This is a genomic window from Marinobacter fonticola, assembly GCF_008122265.1.
GTDB classification, from domain to species: domain Bacteria; phylum Pseudomonadota; class Gammaproteobacteria; order Pseudomonadales; family Oleiphilaceae; genus Marinobacter_A; species Marinobacter_A fonticola.
This window is the reverse complement of sequence record NZ_CP043042.1, coordinates 717,031-739,419: the sequence shown is the minus strand read 5'-3', so window position 1 is coordinate 739,419 and position 22,389 is coordinate 717,031. Positions and strand designations below refer to the sequence as shown.

The 22,389-nt window shown below is 59.1% G+C and carries 20 protein-coding genes and 1 tRNA gene; 13 read left to right on the top strand and 8 right to left on the bottom strand.

The features are described 5' to 3' along the window. Positions 1-37: 37 nt before the first annotated feature. Positions 38-562, bottom strand: a complete 525-nt coding sequence (folK, locus tag FXO11_RS03215) for a 2-amino-4-hydroxy-6-hydroxymethyldihydropteridine diphosphokinase (protein ID WP_148861551.1) — start codon at positions 560-562, stop codon at positions 38-40. Position 563: 1 nt separating this feature from the next. After that, the gene (gene folB / locus FXO11_RS03210) at positions 564-917 is read right to left on the bottom strand and encodes a dihydroneopterin aldolase (protein WP_148861550.1); all 354 of its coding nucleotides are present in this window, start codon (positions 915-917) and stop codon (positions 564-566) included. A gap of 167 nt (positions 918-1,084) precedes the next feature. Here folB and plsY point away from each other — a divergent pair, with 167 nt between their 5' ends. Then, positions 1,085-1,669 carry a glycerol-3-phosphate 1-O-acyltransferase PlsY gene (gene plsY / locus FXO11_RS03205; protein WP_148861549.1) on the top strand — a complete coding sequence of 195 codons (585 nt, stop codon included), beginning with the start codon at positions 1,085-1,087 and terminating at the stop codon, positions 1,667-1,669. Between the two features lie 85 nt (positions 1,670-1,754). Here plsY and tsaD read toward each other — a convergent pair whose 3' ends face one another. Next, complete coding sequence (gene tsaD, locus FXO11_RS03200; protein ID WP_148861548.1) at positions 1,755-2,810, bottom strand: tRNA (adenosine(37)-N6)-threonylcarbamoyltransferase complex transferase subunit TsaD; 1,056 nt, start codon at positions 2,808-2,810, stop codon at positions 1,755-1,757. Between the two features lie 403 nt (positions 2,811-3,213). On the opposite strand from tsaD, the gene rpsU reads away from it, so the two are divergent. The 8 genes from rpsU to FXO11_RS03160 all read left to right on the top strand — a co-directional run bounded on the left by rpsU (position 3,214) and on the right by FXO11_RS03160 (position 10,332). After that, entirely contained in the window at positions 3,214-3,429 is a 216-nt protein-coding gene (gene rpsU / locus FXO11_RS03195) for a 30S ribosomal protein S21 (RefSeq protein WP_004578868.1), read from the top strand. 232 nt (positions 3,430-3,661) lie between these two features. Further along, entirely contained in the window at positions 3,662-5,404 is a 1,743-nt protein-coding gene (gene dnaG, locus FXO11_RS03190; protein WP_148861547.1) for a DNA primase, read from the top strand. Between the two features lie 171 nt (positions 5,405-5,575). Continuing rightward, complete coding sequence (gene rpoD, locus FXO11_RS03185; protein ID WP_148861546.1) at positions 5,576-7,423, top strand: RNA polymerase sigma factor RpoD; 1,848 nt, start codon at positions 5,576-5,578, stop codon at positions 7,421-7,423. A 59-nt stretch (positions 7,424-7,482) separates the two neighbouring features. Next, positions 7,483-7,559, top strand: a tRNA-Ile gene (locus FXO11_RS03180). A 345-nt stretch (positions 7,560-7,904) separates the two neighbouring features. Further along, the gene (locus FXO11_RS03175; RefSeq protein WP_148861545.1) at positions 7,905-8,678 is read left to right on the top strand and encodes a helix-turn-helix transcriptional regulator; all 774 of its coding nucleotides are present in this window, start codon (positions 7,905-7,907) and stop codon (positions 8,676-8,678) included. 147 nt (positions 8,679-8,825) lie between these two features. Next, positions 8,826-8,978, top strand: coding sequence for a hypothetical protein (locus tag FXO11_RS03170; RefSeq protein WP_202980280.1), 153 nt, complete (start codon positions 8,826-8,828; stop codon positions 8,976-8,978). 45 nt (positions 8,979-9,023) lie between these two features. Then, the gene (locus FXO11_RS03165; protein ID WP_148861544.1) at positions 9,024-9,377 is read left to right on the top strand and encodes a RidA family protein; all 354 of its coding nucleotides are present in this window, start codon (positions 9,024-9,026) and stop codon (positions 9,375-9,377) included. A gap of 4 nt (positions 9,378-9,381) precedes the next feature. Continuing rightward, positions 9,382-10,332 carry an ornithine cyclodeaminase family protein gene (locus FXO11_RS03160; protein ID WP_148861543.1) on the top strand — a complete coding sequence of 317 codons (951 nt, stop codon included), beginning with the start codon at positions 9,382-9,384 and terminating at the stop codon, positions 10,330-10,332. A 55-nt stretch (positions 10,333-10,387) separates the two neighbouring features. Here the strand turns inward: FXO11_RS03160 and FXO11_RS03155 are convergent, their stop codons facing one another. After that, a complete protein-coding gene (locus FXO11_RS03155) occupies positions 10,388-11,083 on the bottom strand; it encodes a glutathione S-transferase N-terminal domain-containing protein (protein WP_148861542.1) in 696 nt (231 codons plus the stop codon). A 317-nt stretch (positions 11,084-11,400) separates the two neighbouring features. Between FXO11_RS03155 and FXO11_RS03150 the strand changes: the two genes are divergently transcribed. The 3 genes from FXO11_RS03150 to FXO11_RS03140 all read left to right on the top strand — a co-directional run bounded on the left by FXO11_RS03150 (position 11,401) and on the right by FXO11_RS03140 (position 15,858). Beyond that, a complete protein-coding gene (locus FXO11_RS03150) occupies positions 11,401-12,519 on the top strand; it encodes an alkene reductase (RefSeq protein WP_148861541.1) in 1,119 nt (372 codons plus the stop codon). A 454-nt stretch (positions 12,520-12,973) separates the two neighbouring features. Next, positions 12,974-15,268 carry a molybdopterin-dependent oxidoreductase gene (locus FXO11_RS03145; protein ID WP_148861540.1) on the top strand — a complete coding sequence of 765 codons (2,295 nt, stop codon included), beginning with the start codon at positions 12,974-12,976 and terminating at the stop codon, positions 15,266-15,268. A gap of 119 nt (positions 15,269-15,387) precedes the next feature. After that, positions 15,388-15,858, top strand: a complete 471-nt coding sequence (locus FXO11_RS03140) for a DUF2489 domain-containing protein (RefSeq protein WP_148861539.1) — start codon at positions 15,388-15,390, stop codon at positions 15,856-15,858. Positions 15,859-16,380: 522 nt separating this feature from the next. On the opposite strand, the gene FXO11_RS03135 is transcribed toward FXO11_RS03140, so the two are convergent. The 3 genes from FXO11_RS03135 to FXO11_RS03125 form a co-directional block, all read right to left on the bottom strand. After that, positions 16,381-17,754, bottom strand: coding sequence for an HDOD domain-containing protein (locus FXO11_RS03135; protein ID WP_148861538.1), 1,374 nt, complete (start codon positions 17,752-17,754; stop codon positions 16,381-16,383). Between the two features lie 192 nt (positions 17,755-17,946). Further along, positions 17,947-20,022 carry an ATP-dependent DNA helicase RecG gene (gene recG / locus FXO11_RS03130; protein WP_148861537.1) on the bottom strand — a complete coding sequence of 692 codons (2,076 nt, stop codon included), beginning with the start codon at positions 20,020-20,022 and terminating at the stop codon, positions 17,947-17,949. A 20-nt stretch (positions 20,023-20,042) separates the two neighbouring features. Beyond that, complete coding sequence (locus tag FXO11_RS03125) at positions 20,043-21,008, bottom strand: hydrogen peroxide-inducible genes activator (RefSeq protein ID WP_148861536.1); 966 nt, start codon at positions 21,006-21,008, stop codon at positions 20,043-20,045. 67 nt (positions 21,009-21,075) lie between these two features. Between FXO11_RS03125 and FXO11_RS03120 the strand changes: the two genes are divergently transcribed. Continuing rightward, on the top strand, positions 21,076-21,936 hold the full coding sequence (locus FXO11_RS03120; protein ID WP_148861535.1) for a sugar nucleotide-binding protein: 861 nt from the start codon (positions 21,076-21,078) through the stop codon (positions 21,934-21,936). 21 nt (positions 21,937-21,957) lie between these two features. On the opposite strand, the gene FXO11_RS03115 is transcribed toward FXO11_RS03120, so the two are convergent. Then, positions 21,958-22,344 carry a RidA family protein gene (locus FXO11_RS03115; RefSeq protein WP_148861534.1) on the bottom strand — a complete coding sequence of 129 codons (387 nt, stop codon included), beginning with the start codon at positions 22,342-22,344 and terminating at the stop codon, positions 21,958-21,960. Between the last annotated feature and the right edge of the window lie 45 nt (positions 22,345-22,389).

Sequence of the window (22,389 nt, the reverse complement as noted above, 5' to 3'; positions counted from 1 at the left end):
GCCTGATAGAACATCGGCCAAGGCGCGTTGAAAACGTTCAGGTAGGGCGAGGGGAGATCACTCTGCCCTGCCAGCGGAATGAAACCGGCCAGAGCTTCTGGCTGCGGTCGTAAGCCTGCCAAAGCGCCTTGTAACTCTCCCCGCGCGAGGGGTGCTCGACGTCAGGGGCGATTTCCGCTAGAGGCTGGAGCACAAAGGCGTTGGTCAGGATTTCGCTACGTGGCAGTTCAACGCCGTCGATATCGCCTACTCGATCGTCGTAGGTCAGGATATCCAGGTCCAGCGTTCGCGCGCTGAACTTGGGCACCTCCCGACGCCGACCGTTGTCCGATTCCAATCCCTTGAGAAAGCGCGATAAAGTGGCAATGGACTCCTCGGTACGGACACCGACCACGAGGTTGTAGAAATTCTCACCATCGAAACCGACCGCTTCGCTCTCGTAAACCGACGACACATCTAGCCGGCCGTAGCGTTCTGCCAATGCATTGAGCGCGGCCAAGATGTGCCGTTCCCGCTCGATATTGCTGCCGATACTGATATAGACCGTGGCGGCATGGGACATCTCAAATACCTCGTTCGATGCGAACACCGACGTTACGAGCACCGGGTACCGCGCCCGGCTTGCGCAGGGTCAGGCGCAGCCACTCAACTTCAAATTCATTCTGGATCAGGGCTGCGACGGCTTCGGCCGCCTTTTCCAACAGCCGGGGCTGGTGCCCGCCAAACCATCGTCGCACGGCCTCGCTAACCGCCGCGTAGTCCAGCGCATCGGTGACATCGTCACTGAGACCGGGCATTCGATTGTTCCACTTCATCTCAAGATCGATTTCCAGGCGCTGCTGCACTTCCCGCTCCCAGTCATAATCACCAATCACGGTTTCGACAGTCAGTCCTTCGATGAAAACGGTATCTGTCACGGGCACTCCCGAGCAATTGAACCTGACGATAAACACTTGCGATCTGCATCGACTTCACCTTAACGTACTACCGATGCATTCCCGATCCGGCGCCAGCGCGACCGTACTCATCGGCCCGCCACCGGGGGTGCGATTCTCGCATAATCCAATGGTTGGCGTCTCTGCCCATGCCCGATTCCGCCCTGACTATCCTGGCTTGTGTCCTGGCTTATCTGCTGGGGTCGGTGCTGTTTGCGCCCGTTGTCTGCCACATCTGGCGCCTACCCGACCCTCGGGCACTGGGTTCGGGCAATCCGGGTGCAACCAACGTCTACCGTGCCGGCGGCTGGGCTCCGGCTGCGACAACTTTGACATTGGATGCCCTAAAAGGTGCCATCGCGGTATGGCTCGGCCTGGCGCTCGAACTGGCCCCCGTGGCTCTGGCATTCGTCGCCCTATCCGCCGTCACCGGCCACATGCTGCCCGTTTTTGCCCGCTTCCATGGCGGCAAGGGCGTCGCGACAGCTCTGGGTACGGGGCTTGCGCTTGCACCTCTGACGACCCTTATCCTTGCGGCTCTGTGGTCTTTGGTTATGTGGCGCTGGCATATCTCATCTATTGCCTCGGTTACCGCTGCGGTGGCTGGCCCCCTCCTTGCCATGTTCCTCGACCCCCAGGCGCTGCCTTTATTCGGCCTACTCACGCTGTTGATCCTGGTACGGCATCGGGACAATCTGATTCGATTGGCACAGCATCGCGAACCGCGGCTATAGACAACCCAGCCATAGCGTGCAGCCTCTCCGCGTGCGGTAGTGGCGCTCCCTTAACAACACACCCGTTGCAACCGCGCAGATCAGCCTAGACCTTCAGCCCTTCAACGCAGTGCGCTTCCAGAGGCGGCAGCGCATTCATCGGCCAGCGCGGCACCGCAATGATTCGATCGCCGTCCCGCTGCCCTGCCAGCAAGCGCTGACAACCCGCGTAAGCGATCATCGCACCATTATCGGTACAAAACTCGGGGCGAGCGTAGAACACCTCCGCACGCAGACGCTCGACGGTCGTTTCCAGCGCGTGACGCAGGCGGCGATTGGCGCTGACGCCCCCGGCCACCACCAGGCGCTTGCAGTCGGACGCTTCAAGCGCTCGGCGACATTTGATGGCCAACGTTTCCACAACGGCCGTCTCGAAGGCGAGCGCAATGTCCGCGCGGACCTGATCGTCCAAGGTGCCAGCCGCCTGAGCATCCTTAACGGTATTAAGGGTATAGGTCTTGAGGCCGCTAAAGCTGAAATCCAGCCCGGGGCGATCAGTCATCGGACGCGGGAAACTGTAACGTCCTGCCCTGCCCTGCTCAGCCAGCTTGGCGACACGCGGCCCGCCGGGGTAATCCAGCCCAAGCATCTTCGCCGTCTTGTCGAAGGCTTCCCCGGCCGCATCATCCACCGACTCGCCCAGCAAGTGGTAATGACCAATGCCGTCAACCCGCACCAGCTGTGTGTGGCCGCCGGATACCAGCAGCGCTACGAAGGGAAACGCCGGTGGACGATCCTCCAGCATCGGCGCCAAAAGATGCCCTTCCATGTGGTGAACCCCTAGCACCGGGATATCCAGCGCCAACGCCAGCGCGTGAGCGACAGAACCGCCAACCATCAACGCGCCAATCAAACCCGGACCGGCGGTATAAGCGATGGCATCGAGATCCTGCCGCCGACGCCCCGCTTCGGACAACACCTGATCGCACAGCGGCAGCAACTTGCGCACGTGATCCCGAGAAGCCAGCTCAGGCACGACGCCGCCGTAATCCGCATGCATATCGATTTGGCTGAACAGGGCGTGGGCCAGCAACCCCCGTTCACTGTCATACAGCGCAACGCCTGTTTCGTCGCAAGACGTTTCGATGCCAAGAACCAGCATAGTCAGCTCACTGTTATTCAGGGTAAATCCCGGCGTTCACAACACCCCGGGGCGTCTCGTAGGGCAAGTCATCATTTTAACAGATCGGATGAGCCAAAATGTACGCAAATAACCCGTACCCACTCCCTTTCTCTGCAATGACCTGAACCCGATACCTCATCTTTGCAACGCCTTGAAAAGGTGCGGACAACCCCCACTTATCGGGGCAAGGGACTGAACGCTTTACAACCAGCAAGCGAAGAGGCTATCATTGCCGCCCTTAAATCTGCGCTGGTCGAGTTTTAGACAATTTTCGCAGTGATCCGCGCGATCAAACGCATCATCAGCGCCAAGCGCTGGGCGGCAAGCCCGCGAGAGGAACTGAACACTTAATCCGAACGATCCAAAGGTAGGTGATTTTCGAATGCCAGCTGTCAAAGTGAAAGAGAATGAGCCATTCGACGTAGCGCTGCGTCGCTTCAAGCGGTCTTGCGAAAAGGCCGGCATTCTGTCCGAAGTGCGTCGTCGCGAGCACTACGAGAAGCCGACTGCCGTTCGCAAGCGCAAAGCTGCAGCTGCCGTCAAGCGCCATCTCAAGAAGCTTCAGCGGGAACAGCGCAAGTTCGAGCGTCTGTACTAAGTTACAGCCCGCGCCTGAACTGTAGTCGGACATCTCATAATCAGAGACCGACGCTAAGCGAGATGACGAGTATCCAATGCCGCCGAGGCCTGGCTTCGGCGGCATTTTTGGCTTGTGGGCGCTCTTTTCGTTGCCAGTTCGCAGATGGATGACCTAAAACGTGTCGTCACCGGACGCGCCGGGAGTTTTGGACTAATCTCTTGAGCGGTAGCTGTCCAATGCCGGAGATGCCATGAGCGGCCTGATCCCTCAACGCTTTATAGACGACCTGCTGGACAGGGTAGATCTGGCGGAGCTAATCGGCAGCCGGATCACGCTCAAGAAGGCCGGCGGCAACTATAAGGCACGCTGCCCGTTTCATGACGAAAAGACACCGTCGTTCAACGTCCGTCCTGACAAGGGCTTTTATCACTGCTTCGGCTGCGGCGCTCATGGTGACGCCATCAGCTTTGTCCGCGAGTTCGATCACCTGGGCTTTACCGAAGCCGTAGAGGAGCTGGCCCGGCGCGCCGGACTGGAAGTGCCTTACGACCAAGCGGCGCGTCAGGAGATGCAGCAGGCGCGCACCCTGACGGATGCCCTGGATTTTGCCGGCAGCTTCTATCGCAGCGCCCTTAGTCAACCGGGTGCCGCGCTGGCGCGGGACTACCTTCGCCACCGGGGGCTGGATGCCGCCACGATCGAGCAATACCAGGTCGGCTATGCGCCGGGCGATGGCACAGCCCTGTTTCAAGCCGCGGATGAGAGCCTGCAAAAACCATTGATCGAGACTGGCACCGTTTCCGACCGGTACGGTCGACCGCGAGATCTGTTTCGCAATCGGATCATGTTCCCGATTCGGAACACCCGGGGAAGAACTGTCGCCTTTGGCGGTAGAACGCTAGGTGACGACAAGGCGAAGTACATTAACTCGCCCGAATCCGACGTCTTTCACAAGAGCCGTGAGATTTACGGCCTGTTCGAGGCGCAACGCGCTCTGCGCCGACTGGACCGCCTGCTGGTGGTCGAGGGCTATATGGATGTCATCGCGCTATCCCAGCATGGCATTCATGAGGCCGTGGCGACGCTGGGCACCGCGACCAATCAGGATAGCCTGCAAGCACTACTGCGCCATGTGCGGCATGTGGTCTTTTGTTTCGATGGCGACAACGCAGGCTTCCGGGCGGCGGATCGAGCCATGGAAAACGCACTCGAACTGATGGCGGATGGCCTGCATTTGCAGTTTTTGATGCTGCCGGAGGGGGAAGATCCGGACACACTGGTACGCAAGGAAGGCGCGGACGCCTTTCGCAAGCGTATTGAAGGCGCCGCACCGCTATCGCGCTTTCTGTTCGATCGCCAGAGTGAGGGATTGGACCTCAATCTGCCCGAGCACCGCGGCGAGCTACGAGCCCGGACGGAACCCCTGCTCAACCGCATGCCACGCAGCACCTTGCGGGACGCCATGTGGCACGAGATGCTGCGCCTGTGCGGCCGCCGGGATTGGCAGCAGGGTGGACGCCGCGAATGGCAAAAAGGCAAGGATTTCAGGCGTTTCAGGGGACCTGAGCGGATCAGTGAAGAGCCGGCTGAAGTCCGGCTCAGTCGAGACAGCAGCCTGAGCCTGGCCGTTATTGAAGCCCCCGAATTGGCCGAAGAAGTATTGGAAGCCGCGCGCCGTGACCGCAGCTTACGCCAAGCGGGCGCTTTAGCCAGCTGGGTGCGCGAAGCCAGGTTGAACCGGCATGGCGAAGTGATCGAAGCATTGGCCTTCGACAGTCGGGCTCGTGCCCGGTTTTTCCATCTTTTCGATGGCATCGAACACGTTCCGGAACGGGAAAATATCCTGGCGTCTGCCAGAGAACTGCTGACACCGAACCAGGAAGAGGTTCGCAGGCAGAAAATTGCAGCGCTGATCAAGCGCAAGGCCGCAGGCCAGTTCACCGAAGAGGACCACCAGGAGCTTAAGCGCCTGAGCCGCGGAGACGGCGGATGAAGCTTTCTCAAGATGCCTGAACTAAAGGCCTTGCGGAGGTTACTTACGGAGGGTTCTCTTGAAACGCGGACAACATGCCACAACTTAAGGTTTGTGGCAGAGCAATTGAGCGGCAGCTATAATAGCTGTTTAGCTTTTCATCTTTTTAAACAGCGAGTCCATAGGGTGTCTATGTCAGGCAATTCGCAGAAGTCACGTTTGAAAGACCTCATCGCCCGAGGCAAAGAACAAGGGTACCTGACTTACGCCGAAGTCAACGACCACTTGCCTGAGGATATAGCGGATCCGGATCAGGTGGAAGACATCATCCGGATGATTAACGACATGGGCATCCAGGTCGCCGAAGTAGCGCCCGATGCCGACACCTTGCTCATGACCGATGGCGACGCCACCGCCGACGAAGCGGCCGCCGCCGAAGCAGCCGCCGCGTTGGCTGCCGTGGAAAGCGACGCCGGTCGCACCACGGATCCGGTGCGCATGTACATGCGCGAGATGGGTACTGTCGAGCTCCTGACCCGCGAAGGTGAGATCGTCATCGCCAAGCGCATCGAGGAAGGCATTCGCGATGTGATGGCCGCGATCGCCCACTTCCCCGGGACAGCAGGCACCGTTATCCAGGCCTACGACCGCATCGTCGAAAACGAAGGTCGTTTGAGCGATATCGTGACCGGCTTTCTCGATCCGGACGACGCCGAACCCTTTATGCCCGAGGACACCTCGTCGAACGCCAGCAGCAGCGACTCCAATAACGACAGCGACTCGGATGACGACGATGACTCCGATGAAGAAACCGATAACGGTCCCGATCCGGAAGAGACCCGGCTGCGTTTCGAGCTGCTGAAGGAAAAGCTCGAGGTTGCTGACAAAGCCTTGCAGAAGCATGGCCGCAGCGATCAGCGCACTCAGGATGCGTTGAACGAACTTGGTCAGGTATTCGCTCCGTTCAAGCTGGCCAATAAGGCCTTCGACGAGCTGGTCAACGTTATTCGCTCTACCAATGAAGCGGTACGGGAGAACGAGCGCGCGGTCATGAGCATTTGCGTGCGCGAATCCGGCATGCCGCGCAAGGACTTCATCAAGTCCTTCCCCGGCAACGAGACTAACCTCGACTGGGCCCCCAAGCTGGCCAACAACAAGAAGCCCTACGGCGAAAGGATCGGCGAACGCCTGGACGAAGTTTTGCGGATGCAAAAGCGCATCGCCAACATCCAGAACGATGTCGACCTGACTGTTGCCGAGGTCAAGGAAATCAATCGTCGCGTCTCTATCGGCGAAGCCAAAGCCCGGCGCGCCAAGAAAGAGATGGTCGAAGCCAACCTGCGTCTGGTTATCTCTATCGCCAAGAAGTACACCAATCGTGGCCTGCAGTTCCTGGACTTGATTCAGGAAGGCAACATCGGCCTGATGAAGGCGGTGGACAAGTTCGAATACCGTCGCGGCTACAAGTTCTCGACCTACGCCACTTGGTGGATTCGTCAGGCAATTACCCGCTCCATTGCGGACCAGGCGCGGACGATCCGTATCCCAGTTCACATGATCGAGACGATCAACAAGCTCAACCGGATTTCCCGTCAGATGCTGCAGGAAATGGGCCGCGAGCCTACCCCGGAAGAACTTGGCGAGCGCATGGAAATGCCGGAAGATAAGATCCGCAAAGTGCTGAAGATCGCCAAGGAACCGATCTCCATGGAGACGCCCATTGGCGACGATGAAGATTCCCATCTGGGCGACTTCATCGAGGATATTCAGGCGCTGTCGCCGGTAGATTCCGCCACCGCCGAGGGTCTTCGCGAAGCCACGCGCTCCGTACTGGCTGGCCTGACTGCGCGGGAGTCCAAAGTACTGCGCATGCGGTTCGGCATCGAGATGAACACGGACCACACGTTGGAAGAAGTCGGCAAGCAGTTCGACGTCACCCGCGAGCGTATCCGTCAGATCGAAGCCAAGGCCCTGCGCAAGCTGCGTCATCCTTCTCGCTCCGACCATCTCCGTGGCTTTATCGACGACCATAACTCCTGATAAAGCCGGTAGCGGGCGCCTACCCCGATGGGTATAATGGCGCCCGCTTCATTTCCCGCGGGCCTTTAGCTCAGTTGGTTAGAGCAGTCGACTCATAATCGATTGGTCGCTGGTTCAAGTCCAGCAAGGCCCACCATTCTTTTTGATGCTATGTTCCCCCGAGATCGACCGGTCTCTCGAGATTAACCTGATAGTCGCTGGAATAATCCGGTCTCGCATCACAGACGCGAGCCGTTTTTGGCACACAAAGCTCTGCTTTATTTAAAGCGTGCTAAAAACCCAGCAAGGCCCGGTGCATGCTCGATACCCCCCCTTCTTTAACTTCACGTGACTATTTGACGGAAACATGGTTGGTTTTTGTTCAACCCTGCTTTGGGGTACTCTGTCCTGGCAGTTCGATAACGTTAGACAATAAAAGCAGGACGATTCGTTCAACCCGCTGCCAATAGGGATCAGGACTTCAGAGGGATATCTAAAAGCCATGTCTATTGTCAGCCTGCAAGCCCGTACTCTGGATACACACTGGGTTTCCCACGCCCATGACTACCATCAGCTCATTTTTGCCACCTCCGGACAGACAGAGCTCAGTATCGAAGGGCGCGGCGACCGGATCACGCAGGAGACTGGCTGCCTGATTCCCAGCGGCCACCACCATGATTACCTGGGCGATGGCAATAACAGGACGCTGGTGATCGATGTGCCCACCCAATGCCTGCCCATGTTGGCGCATAGCGATGACGTGGAGCGGCTGTTCGAGAAGCCGTCGTTCTACACCGTACCTTCGCCTCTGCGCCAACTCGGCACCGCCTTGGCCAGCCAGGCCAGGGAACAGCCGGGCCTGCATGATGAAATCGCTCTGCTGATCATCCGTTCAATCTATCTGGGCCGGTTCGATGATGCACCCAGTCCGACGCCGCACAGCGCTGTTCGGCGCCGCCGGTTCACTGAAGAGAGCCTGGACCGGGTTGAACAGTACGTCGACGCGCACCTCGATGCCGAGATTCACGTCAATGATCTGGCTCGGCTCTGCTTCCTGAGTCCCGGCTACTTTCACCAGGCCTTCCGGGATTTCACCGGCATGACGCCGATGGCCTACGTCAGCCAGCGAAGGATGGCCAGAGCCCGGGCACTACTTGAATCCAGCGCCCTACCCGTGTGCCTGATCGCGAGCCAAGTGGGCTTTCGTGACCAGGGCAGCTTCTCGCGCGCCTGCCGCCGACACTTTGGCGTCGCCCCTTCGCAACTGCGGGCCTGAGCCCCGATTCAACCCTCTCGTTCCCACAAAGCTGAGTCTCGGGCAAACCGGCCTGACTTTCGGGCAAGCGGTGACGCTCTGCGCTTCATATAGTCGTTATAGGCAGGCTCCCCCCGATCCAGCGCACCGGGGACACCACCGGTCGGCATGACATTGATGACTGCCGCCCGCATCGCCGAGGTGCCTTACGAGCGGGCTATCCTGGCAAGCTGGCCCTTCTACCTCGCTTTCCTGGTGATTATCTTCCTGCTGGCGCAGTTCCCGCTGCTTTCGACCTGGATTCCCCAACTGCTAGATTAAACCGAAAACAGACCACTGAACCCACCGATCACACAAGGACTCACCATGCCCATCAAGTACCTCGTCACTGGCCCCCGTATGAGCCAGGTCACCATTCACGGCAACACGGTATACACCGCCGGCCAAGTGGCCACGGACGCCAGCGCCGATGCCTCGGATCAGACCCGGCAGATTCTGGCCGGGCTGGACAGATTGCTGGCCGACGCCGGCACCGACAAAGGCCATCTGCTTTCGGCGACGATCTGGGTCGCGGACATGGCAGATTTCGACGCCATGAACTCTGCCTGGGATGCCTGGGTGGTCTCGGGTCAGACACCGGCGCGGGCCTGTATCGAGGCCAAACTGGCGAAAGCCGAATGGAAAGTGGAAATCATGGTCACCGCTGCGCTGCCGGAGTAACCCTATGCAATTCCTATCTGCCGAAGCCGTGGCCGACAACCTGCCCTGGCACCCCCTGATCGATCGAATCGGCCAGGCCTTCCGCGATGGTGTGGAGGCGCCGCCACGGCATCACCATGCGATCCACCGGCCCGATGGCGAAGCCACCATGTTGCTGATGCCGGCCTGGGAGAAAGACGGCTACATCGGCATGAAGATGGTCAACGTCTTTCCCCAGAATGCCGACAAAGGCCTGCCCGCCATTTCGGGGCTCTACATGCTGTGCGATGGAAGCAATGGCCAGCCCCTGGCCTGCATCGACGGCAGCGAACTGACCCGGCGACGCACGGCGGCGGCCTCGGCGCTGGCAAGCCAGCAGTTGGCCCGGGAAGACGCCGGCCGCCTGCTGGTCATTGGCACCGGCAGGCTGGCCCCCATGCTGATTGAGGCCCATGCCGCTGTAAGGCCTATACGGCACCTACAGGTCTGGGGACGCAATGCGGACAAGGCACACGAACTCGCGAAGCAGTACGAGGGCTATGAAGGCGGCCTGGCAGCTTTCGAATCGTCCACGGGCGTGACAGACCTGGCCGCCGGCGTTCCCGACGCGGATATCATTAGTTGTGCCACGCTCTCCCAGGAAGCCATCGTTCTGGGGCACTGGCTTTCCGAGGGCGCCCATCTCGATTTGGTCGGCGCTTTTCGCCGCACCATGCGTGAGACGGATGCGACGTGCATCGAGCGAGGCGAAATCTTTGTCGATACGTACGCCGGCGCTGAAGGTGAAGCCGGCGACCTACATCATGCAGCCGATGAAGGGACATTCTCGTTCGACCATATCAAGGCCGATCTGGCGGAACTGCTACGGGGCGTGAAGAAAGGCCGCTCCTCGAACGCCGCGATCACCGTATTCAAGTCGGTGGGCGCCTCATTGGAAGACTTGGCGGCAGCCATCGAAGTGTGGGAGCGGCAATAACATAAACGCCTCGGGTCCCTGTGCCGCATAAAGGACGGCACAGGGACTCGGCTAATCAGCCCGACTTGCGACGGCCCTGGCCAAAGAGGATTGCCTTGCTGTCTTCGCTCACCGTGGCATTGGTGTTGATTTCATCCGCCTTCGCATAGGCTCTCTGCACCGCAGGGCGCGCCTCGATGGCCTCAAGCCAACGCTTAACGTTGGGTAGCGCGTCGATATCCTGGCCCTGGCGCTCCCAGAGCTTGGCCCAAGGGTACGTCGCCATGTCCGCAATGGAATACTCGCCGGCCATGAATTCCCGGTCCGCCAGCAGGTCGTCAAGCACTCCGTACAGGCGCTCCGCTTCCTTCTGGTAGCGATTGATGGCGTATTCGATCTTCTCCGGTGCGTACTGACTGAAGTGGTGGTTCTGGCCCAGCATCGGACCAAAGCCGCCCATCTGCCAATAGAGCCACTGCAGCGTGTCCCAGCGGGTGCGCAGGTCCTTCGACAAGAACTGGCCGGTTTTGTCCGCCAGGTATTCCAGCATGGCGCCCGATTCGAACAAAGCCAGCGGCTCCCCGCCGCCTTCAGGATCGTGATCCACCATGGCCGGAATCTTGTTGTTGGGCGAAATTTTCAGATAGTCCTCGGCAAACTGATCGCCATTGCTAATGTTAATGGGCTTGATCCGATACTCTAGCCCTGCTTCCTCCAGGAAAAGGGTGATCTTGTGTCCATTCGGTGTGGTCCAGTAATAGAGATCGATCATAGATAATCCTCTGTTTCTGTTGGCTCGAGCCGAACCGGTGGATTCCATTTCGCGAATCTGCTTTGGTTTTCGCCTGCTCTGAAGTTTTTGACTTCGACGTCTTTGACAATTGACCTCTTTGACTCTCTTTGCCTTTCTTTGACTTCTATAGACGACCGGTCTATTATGGGCATGTTTTCTCATTCGCTGTCAACGCGCGTCCCACGGACCAACGTTTTGGCTCCAGTATTTACTTTTCATTTCACGCTATTTTTTTGACCTAGAAATAGTAGACCGGTCTAATTAACCAATACAGGCAATACGAGGAGAACCTGCCAATGAGCAACGACGACGTACTCTTGTCATCCTTCCAACTGGGCGATCTTGAACTGCCCAACCGCGTCCTCATGGCCCCGCTAACCCGCTCACGGGCGCAGCAGCCCGGGGATGTCCCCTTCGAAATGAATGCTGAGTACTACGCGCAACGCGCCTCAGCCGGCTTGATTATCAGTGAAGCAACCCAGGTCTCGCCGCAAGGCAAAGGCTACGCCTTCACCCCCGGCATCCATTCCCTGGACCAGATCGAAGGCTGGAAGAAAGTGACCGATGCGGTGCACAAGGCTGGTGGCCGCATCCACCTTCAACTTTGGCACGTTGGCCGGATTTCCCGTCCGGAACTACAACCCGACGGGGCCACGCCGGTCGCACCATCCGCCATCAAGCCCCAAGGCGCGAAGACGTATATCAGCGCCGAGTCGGGGATGGTCGATGTGCTTGAGCCCCGCGCCCTGGGCACGGATGAAATCCCGGGTATTGTCGAGCAATTCCGAAAGGGGGCCGAGAACGCTAAGGCTGCCGGCTTTGACGGTGTAGAAATCCATGCCGCCAATGGTTACCTCCTCGATCAGTTCATCAAAAGTAACAGCAACCAGCGTACCGATAACTACGGCGGCTCATTGGCTAACCGGCTGCGCCTGCCGCTGGAAATCGTCGATGCCGTTGTCGATGTCTGGGGTAAGGGTCGCACCGGCATACGCGTCAGCCCGACGGGCAGCTTCAATGGTATGAACGAACCCGATCCAGCCGAGACTTACGGCGAACTGGCCAAAGAACTCGATAAACGTGGTATCGCCTACATTGAAGTCGTTGAAGACTCATTCCAAGGCAATCTCGCCAGCGGTCGCCCGGAAAATGTCATCCGTGCCATTCGCGACGGCTTCAGCGGTCGCTATATCGCGAACGGCAATTACAACGCCGACGAGGCACGCCAGCGGATTAGCGACGGTTTGTGCGATCTGGCGACGTTCGGCCGTCCGTTCATCGCCAACCCGGATCTGCCAGAGCGTTTCCGCACCGGTGCACCGCTGAACGAATGGGATGACAGTACCTTCTACGGTGGAAGCGAAGCCGGGTATACCGACTATCCCAAATTGACGAAAGCGGAAGCGGCATCCTGATCCTGCTGAGGCACCCCTAACCGGGTGCCTCTGCCTCCCCTAAACCGGGTGCCTCTGTCACCTCTAAAAAGTAGCGCAAATCACATTTAACTAAATGCCTCTTCTTCCAATCTCCCCCTTCTGAAACTTCGGCTACACAATACCTTTGAGCCCCTTGCCGTGACGGCGCAAGCGCCTCCCTGACAAGGCACGATCAAGCTAAGGGCATCCAAACTTTTTATCGCAGCCTTGTTTCCTGCTAATCTGGTTTCTTAATAAAACCTAAATTGCAGGCTAGGGAGCCTCTAAAAAAGTTCAGGCTGTGGATGAAGCGCAAGGCGCACGGAGCGCAAGACGCGAGACATACCTCCCTGGTAGGCGAGTGTTTGAGTACCGCGCAACGCAGTGATTCGCCGCAGAATGGACTTTTTCAGAGGCTCCCTAGGCCAATAACAAATACTGGGGAGGGTTCATCATGGAAAACGGCGTGCACTATCGCACCTGCCACCTGTGCGAAGCCATGTGTGGCGTGGCGATCGAAGTAACGGAAGGCAAGATTGCCTCCGTAAAAGGCGACGCCGACGATCCATTCAGTCGCGGCCACATCTGCCCCAAGGCCGTGGCCCTGCAAGACCTCCATAACGATCCCGACCGTTTGACCCGCCCCCTGCTGCGAACCGGTAATGGCTGGGAAGAAACAGACTGGAACACCGCGCTGGATTTCGTCGCCGAACGGCTCCACCGCATCCGCTCGGAATACGGACTCAATGCTGTGGGTACTTACCAGGGCAATCCCAACGTCCATAACCACGGCGCGATGCTTGGCGGCCTGCCGCTACTAAGAGCGCTGGGCACCCAGAATCGCTTTTCCGCCACATCCAACGATCAGTTGCCCCACATGCTGGCCAATCTGGAAATGTTCGGCCATCAGGTTCTATTCCCCATTCCGGATATTGACCACACCGATCTGATGATCTGTATCGGCGCCAATCCCATGGCGTCCAACGGTAGCCTGATGTCCGTACCGGACTTCCGCGGCCGCCTGAAAGCGCTTCAGAGCCGCGGCGGAAAACTGGTCGTGATCGACCCGCGTCGCACCGAAACCGCTCAGCAGGCGGACGATTTTCACTTTATTCGCCCCGGTTCCGACGCTTTGCTATTGATGGGCATGGTCTACACCCTGTTCGAGGAGCATCTGGTGGATCTGGGGGCCGCCCAGCAATGGACCCGTGACCTGGACCTGGTGCGCCTGGCCTGCGCCGCCTATCCGCCGGATGCCGTCAGCAACCATACGGGCATAGAGGCCACGACCATCCGCGTGCTCGCCCGCCGACTAGCCACCACCCCCAGGGCCGTGCTCTACGGCCGTATGGGCACCAGTACGCAGTCGTTCGGCGGTCTATCCACCTGGCTCATATACCTGCTCAACATACTCACCGGCAAGCTCGACACGACCGGCGGCCTGATGTTTACCCAGCCCGCGATCGATCTGGTCGCGCTCGGGGCCTTATCCGGTCAGAAAGGCCATTTCGGAAAACGTCGCAGCCGCGTCAAGGGGCTTCCAGAATTCGCCGGCGAATACCCAGCCAACGCCATGGCGGACGAAATCCTCACCCCGGGCGACGGTCAGATTCGTGCGTTCGTCACGATTGCCGGCAACCCGGTGCTTTCCAGTCCCAACGGCACACGTTTGGAAAAAGCGCTCGAGCAACTCGATTTCATGGTATCGGTAGACTATTACCTGAACGAAACCACCCGGCATGCGGATGTCATCCTACCCCCCACTCACGCCCTGGAACGCAGCCATTACGACCTGATCTTCAACATGATGGCGGTGCGCAACGTCGCCAAATTCAGTGACGCGCTATTCCAGCCGGCGGCGGACGCCAAACACGATTGGCAGATCCTGCTCGAACTGGCCCACAGACTAGAGCGGCTCAACAAAGGCGGCCGCTTGGGGCTACGTCAGGAATGGGGCTGGCGCGCGTTCAAAAAGCTTGGACCGGACACACTTCTCGATCTTGCTTTGCGCACGGGCCCATACGGCCAACCGGTAGGCGCTGTACGCCCGGCGCTACAGCCTGCGGTGGATCTGTTCGAAGCGGTCTTGCCCGACCGTCATCCCCTGCGTCATCTAACCCGACTGAGCCCGCTCGATCGACGCTGGCGGGATCTGCCCAAAGGCCTCTCCCTTGCCAAGCTGCGGGAGAATCCTCATGGGATCGATCTAGGGGCTCTACGCCCGTCCCTACCGGACCGCCTCTACACCCGGGATGGCAAGATCAACCTGGCGCCGCGCCGATACCTGGATGACCTGACCCGTTTGCATGCATTCCTGCGGGGCAAGCCGCCGCAAGATTTGCTGCTCATTGGCCGTCGCCACGTGCGCAGCAATAACTCGTGGATGCACAACAGCCAGCGGCTGGTGAAGGGCAAAAGTCGCTGCACATTGATGATTCATCCGGATGATGCGCACCGGGCCGGCCTGACCGGCGGCGACGAGGCCCAGGTGACAACCGAGGCTGGCAAGATCGTCGTTCCGGTGGAGATCACCGCGGATATTATGCCCGGCGTCGTGTCGATTCCCCACGGCTGGGGTCACACCCGCGACGGCACTGTGCAAAAAGTGGCCGAGGCCCACGCCGGGGCCAGCATCAACGACGTGATCCGAGATGACCAAGTCGATCCGGTGAGCGGAACATCGGTGCTGAATGGGCAAACCGTGACCGTGAGTGTTTGGAAGAATCACGCCATGCGTCAGCAGGCGTAGTTTATCCGCGGCTGTGTTCGTCGCTGACCGATGGTTGGTGGACGAACGCGAGCCTAAGCCAATTAAGGTAGAATCCTCCGGTTCTAAATACACGAGTTAAAGAACCGGAGGCGTTACGCATGCCGCAGTGGATTCAGTGGGTTCTGATTGTCGCAGGTCTTCTGGTCATCGCTCTGTTGGGTCGATTTATCTGGCAACGCAGTCATTTGATGCAGCAGCAGAACCGTCAGCAGGCCCGCAACCTGGCCTTTCAGAACGAGAGGCGAGAACAGATGATCGAAAGTGTCCGGGTATTGGCGATGTCCATCGAACAGGATCAGGTGGAATACTCAGAAGCCTGTTTGCGCATAAAGGGCCTGCTCGACCATTTGGCGCCGGATTTATTGAATCAGTCGCCCTTCCGGATCTTCCAGGAAATGCACGATGCCCTCCAGCATATGCCCACGCATCAGGCGCGGCAGGACACGGCGACACGCTTTATCGACAAAATGGATCGCCAGCGCTTCGAGTTGGAACAAAAGCACGCCGATGCCATACGCCGAGCCGCAACAGCGATCCGTTACCACACCTTTACGGAGCAGGCCCGATAACCTCGCCGAAATGATAGAAAATCACCATAAAAAAGCCGGCCTCGTGGCCGGCAATCACCCGCTTATGCAGATCAACCTGAAAGACTACCCGGCATAACATGCCGTACTACGACGCTCACCAACGCACTGCTAAAACTCTTAGACCTTACGAACTTACGAACTTACGAACTTACGAACTTACGACGGCGTCCTGAATTCAGACGCATCGCAAAAGAACCGGATTTCGAAACGCTATCTTCACCCAGGGCATGTCAGCCGCTGGTTCAGGCATAGGTTCGAATGGGCTGAGGTGGAAAATACTGCCGGTTGTGGAAGTCAGCCTTTAAAAAAGACACCTCCCGCGGACATCGCGCTAGCGCCCTGTCCTGGACCGCAATCCATTGCTCAGCGGCCTATTCGGCACGCCTATCTATTAATCTAGACCACCAGGATAAAAAGGAAAGCAATAATTTCAGGAAGCGAGGAAATACTGGCCACCGGGGAAGCCGTGGCCAGCGAGTGAGCGTTACGGCTCGAGGGCGATCACGACTGCATCATGCCGGCCATGGCGAGGATGCTGTCACGGTTTTCCATCATGCCGTCGAATTGTTTGGCCACCGCGTTCGGATCCAGGCCAAGGTACTGGTAGATGTCGTCTTCCAACGCCGCGGACGTGCCCAGATTGACGCCCCGCTCTACCAGAAGCTGACGTCCGAGCCTCAACAAATGGGCATAGACGGCGTGGGAGCCATCGTAGTCGGGATTCTTCTGGTGCCGAAGGGCCACCACCACTTCATCCGGCATGCCCCAATTTTCCATCAACTGCGCACCCACCTGTTCGCGGGTAATACCCAATAGGTGATGTTCGATCAGCGAGGAATCCAGGTTGGCATTGGCTTCCAGATTACGGCAGACCACCCGGAAATGGGGAGGAAAGACCTGGTTCAAAACCAGGTAACCGAAGTTATGCAGCAAGCCGCTAAGATACGACAGTCCAAAGGAGGGACGGTCTCCACGGCGCATCATGGCTGACAGCACGCCGGCGGCCTGCGCCTGCCAGATAGCCTGCTGCCAATAGCCGATATAGCCATCCGGCTCATCTTCCGGCGCTTTGAGCGTCTTGCCCAGCGAAAGCCCCATTGCCAGGTTCATGACTAACTCGAAGCCCAGCACCCGCGACACGGCGTCGTGCACGGACCGAACGTCGCCGGCGGCTGCGTAAAAGGACGAGGACGCCCAGCTTACGACCTGGGCCGCCAGGCTCGGATCGCTCTCAACAATATCCACCAGGTCGCCCATGACGGCATTGGGGTTGACGCGCAAGTGAATGATGCGCTGCGCGGTCTCCGGCAACGGCGGCAGTTCCAGCGTATCTTCGAGGCGCTGGCGTATACGCAGGTTGGTGAAACGCTCGATAGCGCTGTGGAGCTGCTGCCGGTCTCTTTGCGGTTCAGACAGATTGACTTGAATCTCGGCCGCCGGCGTCGCTAGCCTCATGCGGCGCGCATCCGCGGTCATGACATGAAAGGCTTCGCTCGGTAGCTCGATCTGCGGGCCGCCGGGCTTGTAGGACAAGGTGACGACAGTCTGCTGGTCCACCGCCTCGTCCACGATCGTCGACCAACCCGTCAGGGACGGCAGGGCCGGCAGCAATTCGACTCCCAGGCGCTCGCGGATACGACAGAGCTCCCGGCGGCTGATCACGCGAAAATCACGTCCCATTTTTTTGTTCAGTCGATTAATGTCAAGCAGATCCGCCTTGCGGCAGATTACTTGCAACTTCCCCTCGTGGTCCTCCAACGGAACCATGCGCAGAGCGTGGCTGTCGCCATCAACCTCTACGATCTCGAATAAAGGCATACCCCGGCCGCGACGGGCGGCATCAAGGGCATCTTGAACTGCGACCGGCAGTTCCATGCGAACCCCCTAGACTGTTTTTGTAAAATCTGGTGAACGTATGCCGGTCCCTTATGAAACCTGCCTATGGTATGAAACCCGACTATGGCGGCGGCACCCGGGCGTTGTCTGCTCAGCTTAGCGGCGGCCTTAGGCCCCATCCCCGCATCAATGCGTCAACTCACCTGAAGGAGCCTTTGAGCAACTCCTTAACTATACGTCACCATAACGAATGCGTTCACCCAACCAGCGGCGAATCAGCGCATCCACCCGGTAACGGTCCCCCATCAAGCTGGGGGCGGCTTCCCGGATGATCGGTATCCACCCTTTGTCACGCTCGAAATCCGCCAGACGGAACTGCATCATGCCGGTCTGACGCGTTCCCAAGACTTCGCCCGGGCCTCGAATTTCCAAGTCTTTCTCGGCAATCACAAAACCGTCCTGGCTATCCCGAAGCACCTGTAGCCGGGCTTTACCGTTCTGCGACAGCGGCGGATGATACATGAGCACGCAGAAACTCGCCTCATGCCCACGCCCGACGCGGCCTCGCAACTGGTGTAATTGGGCCAGTCCCAAACGCTCGGGATTCTCGATAATGATCAGCGAGGCATTCGGCACGTCGACCCCGACCTCGATCACGGTTGTGGCCACCAGCAGATCCAGTATGCCGTCTTTGAATTGCTGCATGACAACCGCTTTTTCCTGGGCCTTCAGCCGACCGTGTACCAGCCCAACCTTCAGTCCCGGCAGGCGTTCACGGAGATCTTCAGCGGTCACCTCCGCAGCCTGGCACTGCAGCGCCTCGGATTCTTCAATCAGCGTACAGACCCAATAGGCCTGGCGACCGGCGCGGCAAGCCTCCTCCACCCGGCAGATCACCTCGTCGCGCCGGGCATCGGCGATGGCAATGGTTTCGATAGGCTTGCGTCCAGGCGGAAGTTCGTCGATAACCGATGTATCCAGGTCGGCATAGGCGCTCATGGCCAGGGTACGCGGAATCGGCGTCGCGGTCATGATAAGTTGATGGGGCGCTTGGCGACCCGCCGCACCTTTTTCCCGCAAAGCCAATCGCTGATGAACCCCGAAGCGATGCTGCTCGTCGACGATCACCAGGCCCAGGCGATCGAACGTCACGTCATCCTGAAACAACGCGTGGGTTCCGATCACGATACGCGCCTCGCCCCGGGCAATCCGCTCCAGGGTCGCTTGGCGGGCCTTGCCCTTAACCTTGCCCGAGAGCCACGCCGGCGGCAGGCCCAGCGGGTCAAGCCAGGCCTGGAAGTTGAGATAGTGCTGCTCTGCCAGAATTTCCGTGGGTGCCATCAACGCAACCTGAGCACCTGCCGAGAGGGCCTGCAAGGCGGCCAGAGCGGCCACCACGGTCTTGCCCGAACCCACATCGCCCTGCACAAGCCGAAGCATCGGCAGAGGCTGGCTCAGATCCTGGCGGATATCGGCCAGCACCCGCTCCTGCGCCGGTGTCAGCCGAAATGGCAGCTGCTCGCGAAATTGCTCGGGCAGATCGCCCTGAGGCAATAGGGCAAGGGCTTCCCGCGCCTGGATTTGCTCTCTCACCCGCAACAGACTGAGTTGATGCGCCAGCAACTCCTCCATAACCAAGCGCTGCTGGGCAGGATGCCGCCCTTCCACCAACGCCGGCACCGGAGCGCCGGCGGGCGGCGCATGCACCAGGCGTAAGGCCTCGTTAATACCGGGCATCTGGAAGTCGGCCAGGATCGCCTCCGGCAACCACTCTTTCACAGGGTAGCGATCAAGATAGCTCAAGGCCTGCTGACACAAGCTGCGCACGCGGGGCTGCTGGATCCCCTCGGTCAGCGGATACACCGGTGTCAGCGTCGCCTTGTCCGGCGTGGGCATGGGTGGCGGATTGACCTGATACTCCGGGTGATAGAACTCAAAGCCAGCTCGGCCCGGCCTAACTTCGCCGAAACAGCGAACCCGGGCGCCCTCGGTGAGTTGATTCTTCTGCGCCGCGTTGAAATGGAAAAAGCGCAGGACGAGGAAGCCGGATGCGTCTCTCACGGTCACCTGCAGGCTGCGGCGGCGCCCCATGACCAGGTTGGACTTGACCACCTCGCCTTCGACCACACCAACATCGCCCACGTGCAGGCTGCCGATGGGGATAAGGCGGGTGCGGTCCTCGTAGCGGTGGGGCAAGTGAAACAGCAAATCCTGCAGGGAATGGATGCCCAATTTGGCCAGCGTCCCTGCTAGCGCGCTGCCGACTCCCTTGAGAGTCGTCACATTGATGTCTTCCAGTGCAGCCATCAGCTATGCCATAGACACCGTCAGGCGGAAGCGGCGGTGAGGGGCAGGGCCTGATCGGACTTTTCGATCACCCGGCATTGGCTGGCCGCCAGCGATAATATGTCGATTGCCTTGGGCCGCGGAAAAGTCACCCGCCAGGCCAGCGCCACAGTGCGGAACGGCACTGGGGGCACGAACGGACGAACGGTCAGAATGTCCTCTTTGTATTCCATCGCCGTTGCCGCAGACATCGGTAGCACCGTAATGCCCAAACCTGAGGCCACCATATGACGTATGGTTTCCAGCGAGCTGCCCTCGGTGACCAGCGCGGGGCGTCCGGAGCTTGTCGTGGCGCGGGCGGCTATGGCGTTTTCCAACGGCGGACAAGATTCCAGTACCTGATCCCGGAAACAATGGCCCGGACCCAAAAGCAACAACTGCTCTTGCGCCAACTGTTCGGCCGTAAGGGCTTTTTCCTTCGTCAATGGATGGCCAGCGGGCAGCAGGACCACGAACGGCTCGTCGTAAAGTGGCAGGGTGACGACTTCCGGCTCCTCGAAGGGCAGCGCGATAATAATGGCGTCCAATTCGGACTGGCGCAGTTTTTTTCGCAGGTCCTGGGTATAGCCTTCTTCGATAAACAGGGGCATTTCCGGCGCCGCGCGGCGTAATTCCGGCAGCAGGTGTGGAAAGAGGTAGGGCCCGATGGTATAGATCGCTCCGACCTTCAACGGCGAATTGAGCTGGTTTTTGCCATTCTGGGCCATATCCCGGATAACACCGACCTGATCCAATACCCGCTGGGCCTGCTCGATGATCTGGGAGCCGGTTTCCGTCACCCGGATACTGCTTTTGCTACGTTCGAACAGGGGGATGCCGAGTTCGTCCTCCAGTTTCTTAACGGCGACGCTCAAGGTAGGCTGGCTGACGTGGCAACGTTCGGCGGCACGGCCAAAGTGCTTTTCCCGGGCCAGGGTGACGATATAACGCAATTCGGTCAGGGTCATGGATTTCTCCGGACAATCACAGGATCTGCTCACATAATGGGTTACAGAATAGGGATTGAAATTGACTATGGCAATCAATGAACCACGCATTCTTGTCGTTGGTTGCGGCGCACTCGGCAGCCGCATTGCCTCGGACCTAAGCCATGACAGTCAGGTTTTCGGCCTCAAACGCAATATCAAGACGCTACCCGCGAATGTCGGGCCCGTCAAAGCCGACTTGCAGGATCCAGCCAGTTTGGCGGGCACGCTACCCGAAAATCTCGACGCCGTGATCTACTGCCTGACGCCCAACAGCTACGATGACGCGGGTTACGAGGCGGCTTTCGTGACCGGTTTGGGCCACTTAATGGGAGCGCTCCAGACAGCCAACCAATCGCTCAAACGTCTGTTGTTCGTCTCCAGCACCGGCGTCTATCAGCAGGACGACGACAGTTGGGTCGACGAGTCGAGCCCCACGGAACCACACCGTTTTAGTGGCCGGCGGTTGCTGGAGGGAGAGCAACTGGCGCTGCGTGGACCTTGGCCGGCGACCGTCATTCGATACAGCGGGATTTACGGCTCCACCCGGCGACGCTTTCTGCAGTCCGTGCTGGACGGGAAAATCGCCCCCCCGTCGCCCGGCCCGTACACCAACCGGATTCACGAAGAGGATGCCGCCGCAGCGGCGGCTCATCTTATAAGGCGCGCTTTAGCTGGCCAGCCACTGGAAAACTGCTACCTGGGCAGCGACTCGGCTCCGGTGCGCATTGATGCCATCGTCGAATGGATTCGCCACCAGGTACACTGCGAGAGGCCGGACGAGGACGCCCGCAGTCAACGGCGTGCGGGGAGTAAACGCTGTTCCAACCAGCGCCTCCGAGACAGCGGCTTCAAATTCCGCTACCCCGGATACAAGGAGGGCTATGGCGCACTGATCGAGGCCCTTTAGGGCCTTTATGTCCTCGTCACGCTAACTCAGCACCATGACAGCGTCCATTTCCACGGGCACGCCCTTGGGCAAGGCCGCTACACCAATGGCAGCACGGGCCGGGTACGGCTCCTGGAAATAGGTGGCCATGATCTCGTTAACGGTGGCAAAGTTGCCCAGGTCCGTCAGGTAGATATTGAGTTTGACGATATCCTGCAGCTTACCGCCGGACGCTTCGCAGACCGCGGCGAGGTTATCGAATACCCGGCGGATGCTGACGCTGATATCGCCGCTGACCACGTCCATGGTTTCCGGGTCCAGGGGAATCTGGCCAGACAGGTACACGGTATCTCCCGCTTTTACGGCCTGGGAATAGGTACCAATGGCTTCTGGCGCGTTATCGGTCTGGATTACGGATTTGTTTGTCATCGTGTTGTCTGCCCTTTTTATCCCCGCTCACAGCGGGCTATTAAT